Genomic DNA, 18712 nt, shown 5'->3' with positions numbered 1-18712 from the left:
CTACAAGCTCTCTGCAAATACATATATAATTGTTTGAAATGAGGGTAATTTATAGCTTAATCCCGCTACTGCTTATTATCTTATTTATAAAATAAACTAAAAATGATATACTATATTGAGGAGGAATACGTACATGATCCCTTAAAGATACTACCATCCATGTACGTAGAACGATTGTGAAAAACTACAAAGATATTCTAAAATCAAAAAACACCATTTTTACTATTATCATTGTCGCAAGTCTTGGACTTTTAATAGGTTTAGTCATTCATCAAGAAAACATCTTAACAGAAAGAGGCAATATTGCTTTCTTCAAACGGCAAAAAAATGAACAAGATGTCGAGCAAGTAAAAAAAGCCATCAAAGATTTTAATATCGATTCTGAAACAATTATAGAGGATTGGAAAAAAATTCAAGAATTGAAGCCAAACACTGACGAAGGCAAGCAAATATTAGCAGACTTTCTTACTACTACGTCCGATAAAATCACCAATCATTATAGCGAAAAAGCTTTAAAAATGGATATAAAGGAATCCGATAGTCAGTTTGAAGATAAACAAGCACTTGAAACAGCCATCACTTCCTTACAAAAAATACTAGAAATCATTAAAAGTGTCAACTCCACAAGCGAACAAGCCACTATTGATGAAAAAATAAAACCCATCCAAGAACTAATTTCTAAATTCCAAAAGCAAGTTGAAGTCTTGACTAAAAAAGAAGGACAAAAGACTGACAAAAAAGAAACAGGAACGACTAGTAGCGAGGGGGAAAGAGAAACCTATTCTTCAGGAGGAGGGAGCTACACTCCAACCTATACTGAGTCAAATGGGAGCAGATACAGTTCACAAGCGCCTGCAAGCGAACAACCTTCATCTGATAGTGCTGGCAGCAGCGGAAATGATGTGGCAAGTACACAAAATCAAGCAGCTAATACTTCAGAAGCTCAAGCAGAAACTAATACCAATAGTAACAATGCTGGAGTTCCCACAACAAACAGTGATGATCTCGCTAGTTTAGGTGGCGGAGTTACATCATTCGGTCAGCAGTAAGTAATCGGCTATCGCTAATTTAATTGTCTTTTGTCGAATAAAGTATATAAAAGGCTAGCAAAAACTAACTTTCCAATAAAACCACACAGTGATTCTCTCAGCTTGATTGTGTTCAAGTCTGAAAACACTGTGTGGTTTTTGAATTGTTGAACATTCAGAGATTCCTTTTTTGGGGCAATTGTCTATCAGAATGTCCGTTTATTTGTCAATAATCCGAGAAAATCTTGTCGTTTCAAGTCGGAGAAATGTTTGGTAGAAAGACTTCCTTTTTGAAGTCCATCATCTCTAACCTGCAAATAATAGCTATGTTGGTTTGTTTTTATCGTCAAAAAGTCTCCAAATACAAAAGCTCTTTTCCAGTTGCGAATCTCAAATTCTTTCATCTCTGATTTTGGAATGCGGATAAGTCCTTGTCGCAAATCACGATGATGCTCACTTATGAAAGTCATCCCATTTCCAAGATTTCTTATCAGTAGTTCATCTGGGGTCACCATCACCAGCGCTATTTTAGTTAAGAAAATTTCAACTGTTGGTGGTAAAATCGCCAAGTTAAACCAAGGATGTAGGTAGCGATAAGCTAAGAAATAATGAGGCTCCTCACCCAATCCTAGTTGTTTATATAAGGCCTTGACCTCACTATCTAACCTCGCTTCAAAAGACACATCCGAATGCTCTTCTTCCTTCCTCTGATTAACATAACGCATCCAGACTAGGAAGCCTATAAAGACTATGATAAATATTCCTGATAAGAGATATTTTAAATTGTAGTTCATCACTTAACCTCCTGATTCACTACTCTACCTAAAGCAGAGTCGTATTTATTTTGAAAATAGTTCCATAACAACTTTAAATAAGACGGGTGTCATTAAAATGAGGATAATTCCTATCACAAATATCATGACTACTCGAAAAAGTTCCTTATTTTTAAACATTTTTCCATCCCTTTTCTAGCTACATCATAATACTGTTAAGCCCATTTTAAAATTACACCAAACTTATTTTAGCTTTCTTTTTTACTTTTTATATTACTATGATACAATATTTTTAATAGGATTTTATTCTTTGTTAACTTTTTTCACGAAAAGGAGTCAATCATGCGTTATGATTTTGGAAAGGTCTATAAAGAAATACGAGAGTCAAAAGGATTGACCCAAGAAGAGGTCTGTGGGAATGTCCTATCAAGAACCAGCCTATCAAAGATTGAAAGTGGTAAAGTAACTCCTAAATATGAAAATATGGAGTTTCTTCTCCGGCAAATCAATATGAGTTTTGAAGAGTTTGACTATATCTGCCATCTCTATCAGCCGAGCCAACGGACAGAAATCATGCAAACTTATCTCAATATGAATTCCATCATTGGTGGCAGTGGTCTAGTTGATTTTTTTGAAACATGCCAAAACTATCTCAAGACCTATCACGACCTGCCTATAGAAGAAATCAGGGATATGCTGGAAGTTGTCATTCATATCCGTCAATATGGTACAGAGCAACTGTCAGAGCAAGTGAAACAGACTATCCAAAAACTATGGGAAAAAATTGAAAAACAAGATACATGGTATGAAAGTGACCTAAAAATCCTCAATACCATCCTTTTCAGCTTTCCAATTGAACACCTCCATCTCATTACTGGAAAAATCCTGCAACGCTTGGAAGTCTATAAAAACTACCAACATTTATATGACTTACGAATGGCAATCCTACTCAACCTTTCCACCATTTACTTATACCATCAAGACAAAAACATGTGTCAACAAATCTGCTATACTTTACTAGAGGATGCCAAGAATAAGAAAAGCTACGATATGCTTGCTATCTGCTATGTCCGTATTGGGATTTGTAGGGATGATGCCAAACTTATCCAAAAAGGGTTCTCCCTTCTAGAGCTGACCGATGAAACTTCCATTCTAGCCTTTCTCAAAAAAGAAGTGGAGATCTATTATCAACCGAAAGAAATATAAAAAAGTCGAGGGATTTCCTCGACTTTTTCAAATTATTCTGTTCGTTATTTCTTAGTACCAACCGTTGTTAAGCCAGAAGTTTTTAGCGGCTGACCATGAACCGTAACGTCCTGCAACGTAGGCATCTGCTACACGTTCTTGGTTTTCAGCTGAGTAGTCACCGTTCAAGTATGAATCTGTCAATTGGTAACGTCCAATGTATTGGCCGTTTGTAGCTGTATAGCTACCACCTGATTCTTTTTGTGCAATCCATTCTTTAGCTTCTGCTTCAGATCCACTTACAGTTGCAGCTGGTGCTGAAGTTTCTGCTGCAGCAACAGTTTCTTCTGCTACAGGAGCGCTTGCAGCTGGTGCTGCTTCTTCTACTACTTCTGTAGTTTCTGCTACTGGAGCTGAAACAGTTTCATCTTGAGCAGCTGGTGCCGCATAAGTAGCTGGCGCTGGTGTTGCAACAGGTGCTACAGGACCATCGATAACCAACTCTTGACCAACATAAATCAAATGAACGTTGTCGATGTGGTTGTTTTCTGCCAATTTCTCAACAGTTGTGTTGTGAGTTTCAGCGATTTCTGAAAGTGTATCACCTTCTTTAACAGTGTAAGTTGATGATTCTTGAGCAGATACAAATGATGGAGCAAATACTGCAAACAAGGCAGCTACTCCTGCAAGAGTTGTTTTAATCTTTTTAGTTGTTGATTTCATATTTGAAAATTCTCCTTCTTTCTATAGTTCTATCATACCCTTTAAATATTACCGTTTCTTGACACTTTTATGTAGAAATATTACAAAATTATTTTTTATTTCTCTAAATAAGCCATTTTTTGTTACAAAAGATGCTTTTTTATGCTATTTGTAGTGTAAAAAGGTTTTCATCCACAATTAAAGCCAAGACCTTCATTCTTTGATATAATAGAGATAAGAATTTTTATAAGGGGAAACTGATGAAATCACTTCGTTTTCAATCTGTCTTTGATATCATCGGACCAGTTATGATTGGCCCATCTAGTAGCCATACAGCTGGTGCTGTTCGTATTGGGAAGATTGTCTCTTCCATTTTTGATGATACTCCGACAGAAGTCGAATTCCAACTATTTAACTCATTTGCCAAGACCTATCGTGGTCACGGAACAGACCTAGCCCTTGTTGCAGGTATTTTGGGCATGGATACAGATGATCCTGAAATCCCAAACAGCCTGGAAATTGCCCACAAGCGTGGCATCAAGATTGTCTGGACCATTCAGAAAGACAGCAATGCCCCTCACCCAAACACCACTAAAATTACCGTCAAAAATGCTCATAAGACCATTAGCGTGACTGGTATTTCTATCGGGGGAGGAAATATTCAGGTAACCGAACTCAATGGCTTTGCCGTCTCTCTCAATATGAATACACCGACTATCATCATTGTTCATCAAGATATTCCAGGTATGATTGCCCTCGTAACAGAGGCCCTTTCCCGCTATGGTATCAATATCGCCCAGATGAATGTTACTCGTGAAAAAGCTGGTGAAAAAGCTATTATGATTATCGAAGTTGACAGTCGCAACTGTGATGAGGCCATCGAAGAAATTCGAAAAATCCCTCATCTCCACAATGTCAATTTCTTTAAATAGGAGGAAGCATGTTTTATTCTATCAAAGAATTGGTCGAGCAAGCAGATCTGGACTTTCAAGGAAATGTCGCAGAACTCATGATTACAACAGAGTTTGAATTGACCGGTCGCGAACGTGAAGAAGTCTTCCTTCTCATGGAACGCAATCTGGAAGTCATGAAAGCCTCTGTCCAACTTGGTCTCAATGAAAATAAATCTCGTAGTGGCCTGACAGGTGGAGATGCTGCCAAATTGGATCACTACATCAAAAACGGAAAAACTCTGTCAGATTACACGATTCTCTCTGCTGCCCGAAATGCCATTGCAGTCAATGAACACAATGCTAAAATGGGCTTGGTTTGTGCCACTCCGACCGCAGGAAGTGCTGGCTGTCTGCCTTCCGTTCTCACTGCTGCTATTGAAAAATTAGACCTCAGCCACGAGCAACAGCTAGATTTCCTCTTTGCTGCCGGTGCCTTTGGACTAGTCATCGCAAACAATGCCTCTATCTCAGGTGCTGAAGGTGGCTGTCAGGCCGAGGTTGGTTCGGCCTCTGCTATGAGTGCTGCCGCCTTGACTCTAGCTGCGGGCGGAACACCTTATCAGGCCAGTCAGGCCATTGCCTTTATCATTAAAAATATGCTAGGCCTCATCTGTGACCCTGTTGCCGGCTTGGTCGAAGTTCCCTGTGTTAAACGTAATGCCATGGGAGCTAGCTTTGCCTTCATCGCAGCAGACATGGCTCTGGCAGGTATCGAATCTAAAATTCCTGTGGATGAAGTGATCGATGCCATGTACCAAGTAGGAGCAAGCATGCCAACTGCCTTTCGTGAAACAGCTGAAGGTGGACTCGCTGCCACCCCTACTGGTCGTCGCCTCCAAAAAGAAATTTTCGGAGAATAACTTATCAAAATAGGAGAAACCATGACCTCTATCACAGCTATCTTTTTCGATCTGGATGGAACCCTCGTTGACAGTTCTATCGGGATTCACAATGCCTTTACCCATACCTTTAAGGAGTTGGGGGTACCTAGCCCTGATGCCAAAACTATTCGTGGTTTTATGGGACCGCCCCTCGAAAGTAGTTTTGCGACCTGCCTTCCCAAAGACCAAATTTCTGAGGCTGTCCAGATATACCGTTCTTACTATAAGGAGAAAGGCATCCATGAAGCTCAACTCTTTCCTCAGATTGTAGACTTGCTTGAGAAGTTATCGAGCAATTACCCTCTTTATATCACCACTACAAAGAATACTCCAACCGCTCAAGACATGACTAAAAACTTGGAAATCTATCATTTCTTTGATAGCATTTATGGTTCCAGCCCTAAAGCACCCCATAAGGCAGATGTCATTCGCCAAGCCTTGCAGGCACATCAACTAGCACCGGAACAAGCCATCATCATCGGAGATACCAAGTTTGATATGATGGGAGCTCAAGAAACAGGCATTCAGAAATTGGCCGTCACTTGGGGATTTGGAGAGCAAGCAGACTTGCTAAACTATCATCCTGATTTTATCGCTCACAAACCCATAGAAGTTTTGGAGTATTTTCAATAATATAACGGAGACTGGGCAAATACTCAATTTCATACTCTTCGAACCACGTTAGTTTTCTCTGTAACCTCAACGCTGTGCTTTGAGTAACCTTCGGCTAGCCTCCTAGTTTGCTCTTTGATTTTTATTGAGTATCAGAATAAAATGAAGCAAGTTTACACATAACAAAACGCATATTACCAAGGTTTTTCAAGACCTGATAATATGCGTTTTTCTTTTTTATTCAACGTGGGTAGTTTGATTGGCAAAGGCGATAATAGCTTGCTTCAACTCATCTCCACTAAGAGTGCGGAACTCTTCAATTTTTTGATCGATGGCTTCTAGAGGCATGACATTAACCTTACCAACGAAAATCTTATCCATAACCTGGTTATCAACCAATTCGGTCGAAACCAAGAGTTCTTCGTAAAGTTTTTCGCCTGGGCGGATTCCAACTTCAACAATTGGAATTTCGCTTTCGGTGTGTCCACTTAGAAGGACCATTTTCTTGGCCAAGTCATAAATCTTGACTGGTTTGCCCATATCAAGGATAAAGACTTCTCCATCCTTGGCATAGGCACCAGCATGGATAACCAAACGGCTAGCTTCTGGAATAGTCATAAAGTAACGGGTCATGCGGAAGTCTGTCACCGTTACAGGACCACCTTCAGCAATCTGACGTTCAAAGACTGGAATCACACTACCACGGCTACCAAGTACATTCCCAAAACGAACTGCACAGTAGGTTGATTGGCTACGTTGGTTAAAGCCAGTGACAATCAACTCAGCCACGCGCTTGGTTGCTCCCATAACATTTGGTGGATTAACCGCCTTATCTGTCGAAATCATAACCATCTTAGGTACTTTAGCTTCATCAACAGCCTTAGCAACATTGTAAGTTCCACGAATATTGTTTTTGAAGGCTTCTTTTGGATTGCGCTCCATCATAGGAACGTGCTTGTGAGCAGCCGCATGATAAACAATAGCTGGCTTGTACTGCTCAAAGACTTGCAACAAGCGGTCATAGTCTTGAATATCGGCAATAACTGGTACATAATCAATCCCTTGGAACTTGCGAATCAATTCATGATAAACAAGGTAGATTGAGTTTTCCCCATGACCGAGCAAGACGATGCGTTCAGGATTAAAGCGACTAACTTGGCGACAGATTTCAGAACCGATTGAACCACCAGCCCCTGTGACTAAGATTGTCTTACCTGTCAGTTCTGCGCCCAGACGCGATTCATCAAGACGAATTTCCTGACGACCCAAAAGGTCTGTGATATCAATCTTCTGGAAGCCTCCACCTGCTTGGTGAAGCCCTTGAACAACCGTTTCAACCTTAGGCATCTTGTAACACTTGACACCCAGCTTATTACACATCTGCAAGATACGTTCATATTCTGACGGGTCAAGCGACGGAATCGCAACGATAACACGCTCGATTTGATGGCGTTTGGCTAATTCAGGCAGATCATCATATGAACCCAAAACAGGAATTCCACCAAGTTTTTGGCCCTTTTTCTTAGAATCCTTGTCCAAAATACCGACAAGTTCTAATTCACTAGTTGGATGTTGGTAACTATCCATAAAGAGAGCTCCACCATCACCGGCACCAATCAAGAAAGTCCGACGGTGTTCTCCATCACCACTTCCCTTTTTGCGTTTAGAGTAGATTAACTGCCAAGTAATCCGTGGCAATAAAATTAAGAAAGTACTCAACAAGATAAAGAGCACGATAAAACGGATGGAGAAGAGAGGCAAGAAGGCATAGCAGATACTATATGACAAGATACTGCTAGCAGTCACACCAAAAAAGATTTTCATGAAATCCGTAATCTTACTGTAACGACTGATACTAGCGTTCAATCCCCAAAATCCAATCATCAATTGATAGAACAGGAAGGCCAAACTCGTGTAGATGATGTAGTCAACAGGTGCTGGATTAATCAATCCGTAGAATAAGATATAAGATACAATGATGGAAACCACCATACTCAAAATATCAAATATTCCCCAGAAAACCTGTTTTTGTTGTTTATTTAAAATTTCCACCAGATCAATCACATAATCTGTGAGTTTTTTATTCATAGAAATTTACTCCTCCTTAAAAGAGCCGAATAGTTATATTGTTATTATAACACTTTTTCTCTAGTTTATGATTTGCTACAATCTTTTACTTGCTTTTTCGTAACAGTTTCATAAAAATAAACTGTCGGACAAATCCAGGACAAAGGGCAACCACCATCTGAATGGCAACACTCTTGGCATACTCCATGTAAGAAATTTGTCCTCGCTTCAGCATGCGTTGACGAGCTTGACGATAGAGTTTGAGGTAACGCAGTCCCCCACGACGCTCAAACATTCCTGCTCCAACACGAACCTTACACAAGATTTGATCCAGATTTCCAGTCTTAGCTCCTGCAGCAATCATGTTGAGCCAGAGGAGGTCATCCTCCATATAAAGGCCATCCTCATAGTTGCCTGCCTTGAGAACCATGTCCTTCTTGAACATGACAGTCATGTGGTTAAAGGCACTTCTCATCCTTTGATAAGCCACAATCTCTGCATGCTGGGTTGGAACACGACGGTAAGAAACAATCTCATCAGGATTGTCAATAAATTCTGCAATATGTCCACCTAATAGGTCGAGCTTGTCCTTCTCCATTAGCTGAACCTGTTTCTCAAAACGGTCTGGAACTGCTATATCATCCGTATCCATACGGGCAATAATATCATACTGACACTGCAAAACACCCTGTCGAAGAGCCAGACCCAAACCTTGATTCTGCTCAAGAGGATAGCGTTTCACTGGAATTTCAGACTGGGCTTCCACTTGGTTTAATACCTGATAGAGCTCAGGTGTCAAAGGCCCATCCTCAACCAGAACCAATTCGCTCGGTTTCAGAGTCTGATTTTGAACACTCTCAATAGCATCCTTTAAAAATGTCGGATTTTCCTTGATATAGACCGACATCAATACGCTGATTTTTTGCTTTTCAGACACAGTTTTTCTCCAATGTATAGATTTCCTTCCACTATTTTATCATAATTTTCAAGACTTTCCCATTTTTATCTTGAAAGCCCAAAACCTTACTTGACATTATAGGGAAAAAGCCTTAAAATAAGCTGTTATTAAAATCAGCTAGAAGAGGTATTATATGAAAAAGCAATCACTCTTTTTTGTTCCAGGTATTATCCTGATTGGTGTTTCCTTGCGGACTCCTTTTACTGTTTTACCCATTATTTTGGGAGATATTTCGCAAGGGTTGGGAGTAGAAGTTAGTTCGCTTGGTGTCTTGACCAGCCTTCCCCTCCTCATGTTTACCCTCTTCTCACTCTTTTCTACCCGACTGGCTCAAAAAATCGGCTTGGAGCATCTCTTCACCTACAGCCTTTTCTTCTTGACCATCGGTTCTCTCATTCGACTAATCAATCTGCCCCTGCTCTATCTAGGAACCTTGATGGTTGGGGCAAGTATCGCAGTCATCAATGTGCTGCTTCCTAGTCTCATCCAAGCCAATCAACCAAAGAAGATTGGTTTTCTGACCACCTTATATGTAACCTCTATGGGGATTGCGACGGCTCTGGCTTCCTATCTAGCCGTGCCTATTACACAAGCCAGTTCTTGGAAAGGACTTATCATCCTCCTCACCCTGCTCTGTCTAGCAACTTTTTTGGTCTGGCTCCCAAATCACCGCTATAATCACAGACTAGCTCCACAAACCAAACAAAAAAGCAAAGCAAAGGTCATGCGTAATAAACAGGTCTGGGCAGTGATTGTCTTTGCAGGTTTTCAATCCTTACTCTTTTACACCGCTATGACCTGGCTACCTACCATGGCCATCCATGCAGGCCTATCCAGTCACGAAGCTGGCTTGCTGACCTCTATCTTCTCCCTGATTAGCATTCCTTTTTCAATGACCATCCCAAGCCTGACAACCAGTTTATCTACTCGTAACCGTCAGCTCATGCTCACTCTGGTTTCACTAGCTGGTGTGGTCGGTATTTCCATGCTCTTTTTCCCAATCGGTAATTTCTTTTACTGGCTTGCCATCCATCTCCTCATCGGAACCGCAACCAGTGCCCTCTTCCCTTATCTCATGGTCAATTTTTCACTCAAGACAAGCGCTCCTGAAAAGACGGCCCAATTGTCCGGTCTATCTCAAACAGGAGGCTATATCCTAGCAGCCTTTGGACCAACCCTCTTTGGTTACAGTTTTGACCTTTTCCACTCTTGGGTACCAGCTGTAGCTGCCCTCTTACTCGTCGATATCCTGATGACTGTGGCCCTCTTTACAGTGGACAGAGCTGATAAAATCCTCTAAACTTCTAGTTTTGGCTAGAAGTTTTTTATATATAAAAATTTTACACATTTCTCTTGACAGGGCTTTCATTTAGATGTACAATGTATGTGTAGAAAAATTATATATAAAAATCTTACACATTAGAAAAGGAGGTTCCCCATGTACTTTCCAACATCCTCTGCCTTGATTGAATTTCTCATCTTGGCTGTACTGGAGCAGGATGATTCTTATGGTTATGAGATTAGCCAAACCATTAAGCTGATCGCTAATATCAAAGAATCTACACTCTATCCCATTCTCAAAAAATTGGAGGGCAATAGCTTTCTGACAACCTATTCTAGAGAGTTCCAAGGTCGCATGCGCAAATACTACTCCTTGACAAATGGTGGTATAGAACAGCTCGTGACCCTAAAAGATGAATGGGCACTTTATACAGACACCATCAATGGCATCATAGAAGGGAGTATCCGCCATGACAAGAACTGAATACCTGACTCAGCTAGAACTTTATCTCAAAAAACTGCCTCAGGCTGACCAAATTGAAGCCATGGACTATTTCAGAGAACTCTTTGACGATGCTGGAGTCGAGGGAGAAGAAGAACTCATCGCTAGCTTGGGAACTCCTAAGGAAGCAGCCCACGAAGTTCTATCAAATCTTCTAGATAAAAAAATCAATGAAGCGCCTGCTCAAAAGAATAACCGACAAATTTTGCATATCGCCTTGTTAGCTTTGCTTGCAGCACCCATCGGTATTCCTCTGGGAATCGCCATCCTCGTGTCCCTGTTCGCAATCCTTGTTGCTGCTTTGACTGTCATTCTGGCTTTCTTTGCAGTTTCCATACTTGGTATCATCGGCGGATTCCTATTTTTAGTTGAAAGTTTTACTGTCCTAGCCCAAGCTAAATCAGCCTTTATCTTGATTTTCGGTTCTGGTTTACTAGCTATCGGTGCTTCTTCGCTGGTTTTATTAGGTATTTCCTATGTAGCTCGCTTCTTCGGTCTACTCATTGTTCGCCTGGTGCAATTTGTTCTTAAAAAAGGAAAGAGAGGTGACCAGCATGCGTAAATGGACAAAAGGATTTCTCATTTTTGGTGTTGTGACTACCGTTATCGGCTTTGTCCTGCTCTTTGTAGGCATCCAATCTGACGGAATTAAGAGCCTACTTGCCATGTCCAAAGAACCTGTCTATGATAGCCGTACGGAAGAGCTAACCTTTGGCAAGGAAGTCGAAAACCTAGAAATTACTCTCCACCAACACGCGCTGACCATCACAGACTCTTTCGATGATCAAATCCACATTTCTTACCATCCATCTATTTCTGCTAACCATGATCTTATCACAAATCAAAACGATAAAACGCTGAGCCTCACTGATAAGAAACTGTCTGAAAGTCCATTTCTCTCTTCTGGAATTGGCGGGATTCTCCATATCGCAAGTAGCTACTCTCGTCGTTTTGAAGAAGTTATTCTCCAACTTCCAAAAGGGAGAACTCTAAAAGGAATCAACGTGTCAGCCAATCGTGGACAAACTAGTATCACTAATGCTAGTCTTGAAAATGCGACCATCAATACCAATAATGGCTATCTCCTCCGAATTGAAGGAAGTCGTATCAAAAACAGTAAACTCACAACCCCTAATATCATTAATATCTTTGATACAGACCTTACAGATAGTCAGCTAGAGTCAACAGAGAATCACTTCCACGCTGAAAAAATCCAAGTACATGGTAAGGTGGAATTGGTAGCAAAAACAAACCTAAATCTGCTACTTTCCGAAGAAGAAAAACAAAGAATCAACTTAGATCTTTCAACAAAACATGGTTCTATTCTTCATTTTTTAAGAGAAGGAAGGCGTTCGTTTAAAAACGAAGAAAACAAAGATGAACGATTAAGCAATCCTTATAAGACAGAAAAAGCAGATGCAAAAGATCAACTCATCGCCAGAGCAGACCAGGATATCTATCTACTCAAATCAGAGGAACACGAGTCTTCTTCTAGAAATCGTTGACAAAAGCGCTTACATTTGCTACTATGAAAGCATATTTATCTAACTAAAAAGGAGGTTCTACCATGAAACAAGAATGGTTTGAAAGTAATGATTTTGTAAAAACAACAAGCAAGAACAAACCTGAAGAGCAAGCTCAAGAGGTTGCAGACAAGGCTGAAGAAACGATAGCCGATCTCGATACACCAATTGAAAAAAATACTCAAGTAGAGGAGGAAGTCTCTCAAGCTAAAGTCGAACTTGAAAATCAGCAAGAAGAGAAAATTGAAACGCCTGAAGACAGTGAATCGATAACAGAAATAGAAGAAAAGAAGGCATTAGATTCTACTGAAGAAGAGCAAGATCTTTCTGGGGAAACAGAAAAAGTCACTATAGCTGAAGAGAGTCAAGAAGCACTTCCTCAGCAAAAACCAACCACGAAAGAGCCCCTTCTTATCAGTCAATCCTTAGAAAGTCCCTATATCCCCGACCAAGCTCCAAAATCTACGGATAGATGGAAAGAGCAAGCGCTTGATTTTTGGTCTTGGCTAGTGGAGGCTCTCAAATCTCCAACAAGCAAGCTTGAAACAAGTAGCACACACAGCTACACAGCCTTTCTCTTGCTCATTCTGTTTTCTGCATCTTCCTTTTTCTTTAGTATCTACCACATCAAACATGCTTACTATGGACATATAGCAACTATGCATAATCACTTCCCTGAACAATTTGCTTCATTGAATCTCTTTTCGATTATCTCTATCCTAGTAGCAACAACACTCTTCTTCTTTTCATTCCTCTTGGGTAGTTTCGTCGTGAGACGATTTATCTACCAAGAAAAGGACTGGACGCTAGAAAAGGTTCTCCAACAATATAGTCAACTCTTAGCAATTCCAATCTTCCTCACTGCTATTGCTAGTTTCTTTGCCTTCTTTGACAGCCTGCGATTTACGGCTCTCTTGTGTGTGATTAGCATTGGAATCATTCTGCTTGCCAGTCTCCATATCATTACAAGACCAAGTCAAGCAAGTGAAACCGACTCCTTCTATCAATTATTCTTGTCTGTCCTTGTGAACGGAGTCATTATCCTCCTCTTCTTTGTAGCTGAAGTGGCACTGATTGGAGATTATCTTCGTATCTTGGCCTTTCTTTAAACTTCATACTCTTCGAAAATCTCTTCAAACCACGTCAGCTTCGCCTTACCGTACTCAAGTACAGCCTGCGGCTAGCTTCCTAGTTTGCTCTTTGATTTTCATTGAGTAGCAATCCTGTCTTCCATGGCAGGATTTTTCTATATCAAAAAAGCAAGTCGATTGACCTGCTTCTACTTTACTCTTCTTGTGCTAATGTTTTAAAATCTTTTTCTAAGATGGGTTGAATTTCTAATTGATTGGCGTCTAGTTGGTGGTAAGATGCTGATGGTAGTGACTCTAGGAATTTTGCATAGTCCAAGCGGGCAATGGCTTCATAGTCTTCTGGTTTAGAGCCATCTCCTGTAATTTGAACCAAGTCAATCTCCCACTGCACTTCCTTATCCACCAATTGCTCAATATAGGCAGCAGGAACAAATGGTTCTCTAGGTAAAACGGTCTTGACCCCTTGAGCCAGATGGTAAACACCGTGAACTTGTCCTTCTCCATCCTGATAGAAGGAAACTCTTGCAAAGTAAGCATCTGTCTCTTGAACTGCACGTACACGTGCTTCAAACTGAGCCAAGCCATCTTCCCCTAAAAAGCTTTTCAAGTCCTCATGACTAAAGAAAACAGGATTAAAAATTCCTTGGCAAATCGTAAAACGGGCTGCGGTGTCTGCCAGATAGGCTTGAATACTTGCTTGGAAATAAGCTTCAAAATCAAAACCATCTAGTCCTTCAATCTCAGTTCCTGTATAAGCAAGTAGGGCTTCTAAAAATGACTTGATGATCTCCCAGTCTGTCTTCGTGAGTAGGGCAGGAAGATCAATACGGTAAGCCTTGTGATTATCAGCATAACTGACTTTAAAAAGAAATTGTGATTGCCCCACTATCGCACACTCGATATACTCGAGACGGTTAAGAGGCTGACGGAGATAGACAGCATCATAGCTATGTGACTCCAAACCATCTAACAAGGCCAAGATCGACTTGGCAGTCAAAATTTCCTGTTCTCCTAAAATACTCTGTTTATTTGGAATAAAAAATGTTTTCGTCATAACTGGACTCCTTTGAAATCGTTTACATATAGTATACCTTATTTTTCTGAAAGATACAAAAACAAACTTTATACTCTTCGAAAATCAAATTCAAACCGCGTCAGCTTCGCCTTGCCGTACTCAAGTACAGCCTGCGGCTAGCTTCCTAGTTTGCTCTTTGATTTTCATTGAGTATTAATTTTTGAGTAAAAAGCATAGAAAAACAGCCCCTAAGGACTGTTTAATCTTATACAGTAGCTGCTTGATCCAAGCTTTCACCGATAGCGGCTAGGCGCTCGATCACTTCAGCTTGTGTCAATTCATTTTCTGAAACATAGCGGTTACGTGGGTGAACACGGCACTCGTGTGAGCATCCACGAAGGTACTTGTCTTCATTTTCTTCTGATGTCAAGATACGACGGTTACAGAATGGATTTCCACAGTTGACATAACGTTCACATGGTGTTCCATCAAACCAGTCTTTCCCTACGATGGTTGGGTTGACATGGTTTACATCTACGGCAATACGCTCGTCAAAGACGTACATTTTCCCATCCCAAAGCTCACCTTGAACTTCGGGGTCTTTACCGTAAGTTGCAATTCCTCCGTGCAATTGGCCAACATCTTTGTAGCCTTCACGGACCATCCAACCTGAGAATTTCTCACAGCGAACGCCACCTGTACAGTAAACCACGACACGCTTGTCCATGAATTTTTCCTTGTTATCACGAACCCATTGTGGCAACTCACGGAAGTTGCGGATATCTGGGCGGATAGCCCCACGGAAGTGTCCTAGGTCGTACTCATAATCGTTACGTGTGTCAAGGACAACGGTATCTTCGTCAAGAAGAGCTTCTTTGAACTCTTTTGGAGACAAGTAAGCACCTGTTGTTTCAAGTGGGTTGATGTCGTTGTCAAAGTCGTTGTCTTCCAAACCAAGGTGGACAATCTCTTTCTTGTAGCGAACAAACATCTTCTTGAAGGCTTGTTCACTTTCTTCGTCAATCTTGAACCAGAGGTCTTCCATACCTGGGAGGCTGTGAACGTAGTCCATGTATTTTTGAGTTGTTTCATAATCACCTGAAACTGTTCCGTTAATTCCCTCGTCAGCGACTAGGATACGGCCTTTAAGGCCGATTGATTTACAGAAAGCCAAGTGGTCTGCAGCAAATTGCTCTGCATTTTCAATTGGAGTATAAAGGTAGTAAAGTAAGACACGAATATCTTTTGCCATAAGATTTGTTCTCTTTTCTATTCTTAAATTTTCAGAATTTTTCATCTAACTATACTAGTATACCTGCTTGAGAAAACGAATGCAATTTATTTGACTGGAAATTGTAGAAAGGGATTTATCCCTGCATTTCGTCAGTAGCCATAGCGAATAGCAGATAGTTCTCTCAATTTTTTGATCTGCCTAGCTTGACTTTCTGACAACATCAGCTTATTATCAATCAACACATGTGAGATGTCAACATTCATTTGGCTCAATATAAAAGGAGTAGAAGTCCCATCGTCCTTCAATCTTCTTTGATAAATCACTAACTGACTTTTCAAAGGAGCAAGTTGAGGCGTATTGTTTATATCTTCCAGTAGGTGATCTATGATCGTCATGGCTTCACAACGTCTTTCACTGCCTCCGGCAAACCATTTTAATGTTGTCATTCTTATTTTCCTCCTTAAATTGAAAAGCTATCATTCCTAACTCTCGTACCAATATTTCACCCAAATACCCTGTGTAAAAAAGTCAGCAAAAATGGTAATGTCGCGAAAATATTATTAATCACATGCACCGCATAGGATGGATAAATACTCTTGGTATAGCGGGTCAAACCGGCAAAGATGATTCCAAATGTTGCAAAGACGAAGATATCTAACAGACTAGGCAGACTCAAAAAATGAGGAAGAGCAAATAAAATTGACGGAAGAAGCAAATCAAGGCCAAATCTCGAATGCTTAAAAAAGGCGTGTTGCAGTAATCCTCTATAGATTAGCTCTTCCATAAGTGGAGTCAGAAAGAACAAAGTTATATAGATACCTAGCTCAGCAAAGTTGGTCCCACTATAACCGATCAATACAGCCCAACCTTCAGCAGTTGACTGAACATGTTTAGCTGTCTGAACGTTAAAAGAGATCTGGAGCACTACAACTAGTACTGTCAAAATCGAATACCAAAGCCATTTTTTTCTCGGAATGCGAAAAAGATAGCCGTGCCCTGTCTTAACCAGAATCCAAATCATGACTCCACTAAATAGCAAACTCAAGAGATTTTGAATCCAGACGAAATTGCCAATCTGGGAAGAAAATTGCCAATAATTTTGAACAATAAGCGTCAGCTGAGAAAGACCAAATACGAAAAATAAGTAAGAGAAAACTGCACTTATTTTGAATAAAAGTTGATACTTCTTCATATGAACTCTCCTTTGTAAACTCGAGACATCTCTAATATAAGCTATATTTTCCTAAATCCTTACTCCAAATCCTAAATAGTACTTGAGATTTCCTGAATGGTTAAATAGCGACAAGAAAAACATATATATCTATGCTCGTGTTTCAAAAAATCACTGCCTCCCCCAGATAATCCTGAGGAAAACAGTGATACAGTTTTTAGGAATTAGGAATGAATACACGAAATCAATTGATCTTATGATTTTTTGTTTTTCAAGAATTCATCGTATTGTTTTTGCATTTCGTTCAATACTTTATCGTAGGCACCTTCAGATTTCAATTTTTCCATCAATTCTGGAATAGCTTTATCTGGGTCTACAGTACCAGTGTTGATAGCTGTATCGAATTGTTGCATTGTGTTAGAGATTGCTGAGATTTCAGATTTCACATTGTCAGTGTTAAAGATGAATCCAAGTGCTGGAGATTCTTTAGCTTCAGCCAACTGTTTCTTAGAATCTTCGATTTGTTGGTCTGTAACGTTTTCGTTGATGTAAAGGATCCAGTTGTTACCAGTGTTCCATCCACCCATGTGAGTGTTTCCTTTGTAGCCATCAAGGACTTTAACACGGTTTTCTTTACCTGGAATTTTTTCCCAGTTCTTGCCTTCTGGACCATAAACAAGACCATTCAAGAGTTCTGGGTTAGTGTTCAAGAGGTTCAACACTTCCATTGATTTTTCTTTGTTCTTAGAGTTGTTTGAGATAACAAAGTTAGCAACTTGTGTTGTTTGGTTTTTCTTGATGAAGTTAGTGATTGGTTTGATTTGGATATCTTTGTTCGCAACACGTGAAAGCAAGCTGTTACCGTAGTCAGCTGGTCCTACTGTTTCTTCACGAACGAACCAAGTATCTTGTTGAAGGTCAAATGAAGTATCGCTTGTTGCTACGTCTTTTGGAATGTATCCAGCTTCATAGAATTTGTGAAGAGTCTTCAAGTGTTCTTTAAAGCGAGGCACTTCGTAACGGTTTACGATCTTAGTAGTGTCCCCTTCAAGGTCGATAACGAATGGAAGTCCATTTGGAACTGGGTAGTCAAAGTTATCAGATGGGATAAAGTTCTTAGTAACCGCAAATGGCACTACATCTGGAGCTTTTTCTTTGATTTGTTTCAAGACTGGTTCAAGTGTTTCATATGAAGTGACACCTGAAATATCGATACCGTATTTAGCAAGAAGAGTTCCGTTGAAGGCGAAGTTTTGAGATGATGCAACGTTGGCTGCAACTGGAACTGCGTAAATTTTACCGTTAATGCTGTTACCTTTGATGTAAGCTGGGTCAAGTGCTTTGTAAAGTTCAGCCCCTTCTTTCTTATACAAGTCAGTCAAGTCAGCATAAGCACCTTTTTGAGCATTTACAACATAGTTAGATGCAAAGGCGATATCATAGTTTTCACCAGATGATGTGATAACTGACATTTTCTTATCATAGTCACCCCATCCAAGATATTGGATATCCAATTTGGCACCAACTTTTTCACCGATGATTTTGTTGGCATTTTCTAGCAATTCATCCAAGTTATCTGGTTTGTCACCGATTTGGTACATTTTGATAACAGTCTTATCACCTGAAGCTGAGTCAGCAGCTTTCTTGTTACCTGAAAGGTTTCCACAAGCAGCGAGACCAGCAGCCAAAGCGACTACGCTAGCAGATGCAAAAGCATATTTTTTCCAGTTTTTCAT

19 protein-coding genes are annotated in these 18712 nt (G+C 40.3%); 10 read left to right on the top strand and 9 right to left on the bottom strand.

Annotation, left to right across the window (positions count from 1 at the left end):
- Nucleotides 1-176: 176 nt before the first annotated feature.
- Nucleotides 177-1049, top strand: a complete 873-nt coding sequence (locus tag M1F55_RS00135; protein WP_247947040.1) for a hypothetical protein — start codon at nt 177-179, stop codon at nt 1047-1049.
- Nucleotides 1050-1234: 185 nt separating this feature from the next.
- Here M1F55_RS00135 and M1F55_RS00130 read toward each other — a convergent pair whose 3' ends face one another.
- On the bottom strand, nt 1235-1822 hold the full coding sequence (locus tag M1F55_RS00130) for a hypothetical protein (RefSeq protein WP_247947039.1): 588 nt from the start codon (nt 1820-1822) through the stop codon (nt 1235-1237).
- 321 nt (nt 1823-2143) lie between these two features.
- Here M1F55_RS00130 and M1F55_RS00125 point away from each other — a divergent pair, with 321 nt between their 5' ends.
- The gene (locus M1F55_RS00125; RefSeq protein WP_247947038.1) at nt 2144-3007 is read left to right on the top strand and encodes a helix-turn-helix domain-containing protein; all 864 of its coding nucleotides are present in this window, start codon (nt 2144-2146) and stop codon (nt 3005-3007) included.
- A gap of 51 nt (nt 3008-3058) precedes the next feature.
- Here M1F55_RS00125 and apf read toward each other — a convergent pair whose 3' ends face one another.
- The gene (gene apf / locus M1F55_RS00120; RefSeq protein WP_000843470.1) at nt 3059-3709 is read right to left on the bottom strand and encodes an aggregation-promoting factor; all 651 of its coding nucleotides are present in this window, start codon (nt 3707-3709) and stop codon (nt 3059-3061) included.
- A 239-nt stretch (nt 3710-3948) separates the two neighbouring features.
- Between apf and sdaAB the strand changes: the two genes are divergently transcribed.
- From sdaAB to M1F55_RS00105, 3 genes are read left to right on the top strand one after another with little or no spacing between them, the layout of a single operon-like run.
- Entirely contained in the window at nt 3949-4620 is a 672-nt protein-coding gene (sdaAB, locus tag M1F55_RS00115; RefSeq protein WP_000838912.1) for an L-serine ammonia-lyase, iron-sulfur-dependent subunit beta, read from the top strand.
- An 8-nt stretch (nt 4621-4628) separates the two neighbouring features.
- A complete protein-coding gene (gene sdaAA / locus M1F55_RS00110; protein ID WP_247947037.1) occupies nt 4629-5501 on the top strand; it encodes an L-serine ammonia-lyase, iron-sulfur-dependent, subunit alpha in 873 nt (290 codons plus the stop codon).
- Between the two features lie 21 nt (nt 5502-5522).
- Nucleotides 5523-6155: an HAD-IA family hydrolase gene (locus M1F55_RS00105; protein ID WP_000200878.1), complete on the top strand. Its 633-nt coding sequence runs from the start codon at nt 5523-5525 to the stop codon at nt 6153-6155.
- A 216-nt stretch (nt 6156-6371) separates the two neighbouring features.
- Here M1F55_RS00105 and M1F55_RS00100 read toward each other — a convergent pair whose 3' ends face one another.
- The gene (locus M1F55_RS00100) at nt 6372-8222 is read right to left on the bottom strand and encodes a polysaccharide biosynthesis protein (protein WP_045605200.1); all 1851 of its coding nucleotides are present in this window, start codon (nt 8220-8222) and stop codon (nt 6372-6374) included.
- An 85-nt stretch (nt 8223-8307) separates the two neighbouring features.
- Nucleotides 8308-9138, bottom strand: coding sequence for a glycosyltransferase (locus tag M1F55_RS00095; protein ID WP_247947036.1), 831 nt, complete (start codon nt 9136-9138; stop codon nt 8308-8310).
- A 154-nt stretch (nt 9139-9292) separates the two neighbouring features.
- On the opposite strand from M1F55_RS00095, the gene M1F55_RS00090 reads away from it, so the two are divergent.
- The 5 genes from M1F55_RS00090 to M1F55_RS00070 all read left to right on the top strand — a co-directional run bounded on the left by M1F55_RS00090 (nt 9293) and on the right by M1F55_RS00070 (nt 13574).
- Nucleotides 9293-10459 (top strand): CynX/NimT family MFS transporter, encoded by a 1167-nt coding sequence (locus M1F55_RS00090; RefSeq protein ID WP_049499175.1) that lies wholly within the window; start codon nt 9293-9295, stop codon nt 10457-10459.
- A gap of 138 nt (nt 10460-10597) precedes the next feature.
- A complete protein-coding gene (locus M1F55_RS00085) occupies nt 10598-10924 on the top strand; it encodes a PadR family transcriptional regulator (RefSeq protein ID WP_000273858.1) in 327 nt (108 codons plus the stop codon).
- Nucleotides 10911-11504, top strand: coding sequence for a DUF1700 domain-containing protein (locus M1F55_RS00080; protein WP_000198700.1), 594 nt, complete (start codon nt 10911-10913; stop codon nt 11502-11504). The genes M1F55_RS00085 and M1F55_RS00080 overlap by 14 nt, the downstream gene beginning before the upstream one ends.
- Nucleotides 11497-12447 (top strand): DUF4097 family beta strand repeat-containing protein, encoded by a 951-nt coding sequence (locus M1F55_RS00075; RefSeq protein WP_214614788.1) that lies wholly within the window; start codon nt 11497-11499, stop codon nt 12445-12447. The genes M1F55_RS00080 and M1F55_RS00075 overlap by 8 nt, the downstream gene beginning before the upstream one ends.
- A gap of 62 nt (nt 12448-12509) precedes the next feature.
- Complete coding sequence (locus M1F55_RS00070; protein WP_214614787.1) at nt 12510-13574, top strand: DUF6574 domain-containing protein; 1065 nt, start codon at nt 12510-12512, stop codon at nt 13572-13574.
- Nucleotides 13575-13749: 175 nt separating this feature from the next.
- Here M1F55_RS00070 and M1F55_RS00065 read toward each other — a convergent pair whose 3' ends face one another.
- From M1F55_RS00065 to M1F55_RS00045, 5 genes are all read right to left on the bottom strand, one after another.
- A complete protein-coding gene (locus M1F55_RS00065) occupies nt 13750-14610 on the bottom strand; it encodes a DUF4299 family protein (protein WP_214614786.1) in 861 nt (286 codons plus the stop codon).
- A 226-nt stretch (nt 14611-14836) separates the two neighbouring features.
- Nucleotides 14837-15823: an oxygen-dependent tRNA uridine(34) hydroxylase TrhO gene (trhO, locus tag M1F55_RS00060; RefSeq protein WP_001030022.1), complete on the bottom strand. Its 987-nt coding sequence runs from the start codon at nt 15821-15823 to the stop codon at nt 14837-14839.
- A gap of 131 nt (nt 15824-15954) precedes the next feature.
- A complete protein-coding gene (locus M1F55_RS00055; protein ID WP_247947035.1) occupies nt 15955-16251 on the bottom strand; it encodes a bacteriocin immunity family protein in 297 nt (98 codons plus the stop codon).
- A gap of 56 nt (nt 16252-16307) precedes the next feature.
- Nucleotides 16308-16997 carry a CPBP family intramembrane glutamic endopeptidase gene (locus tag M1F55_RS00050; protein WP_247947034.1) on the bottom strand — a complete coding sequence of 230 codons (690 nt, stop codon included), beginning with the start codon at nt 16995-16997 and terminating at the stop codon, nt 16308-16310.
- Nucleotides 16998-17230: 233 nt separating this feature from the next.
- Nucleotides 17231-18712, bottom strand: a complete 1482-nt coding sequence (locus M1F55_RS00045; RefSeq protein ID WP_049551387.1) for an ABC transporter substrate-binding protein — start codon at nt 18710-18712, stop codon at nt 17231-17233.

Source organism: Streptococcus mitis (assembly GCF_023109235.1).
GTDB lineage: Bacteria > Bacillota > Bacilli > Lactobacillales > Streptococcaceae > Streptococcus > Streptococcus mitis_DA.
This window is presented reverse-complemented; position numbering and strand designations above follow the sequence as displayed.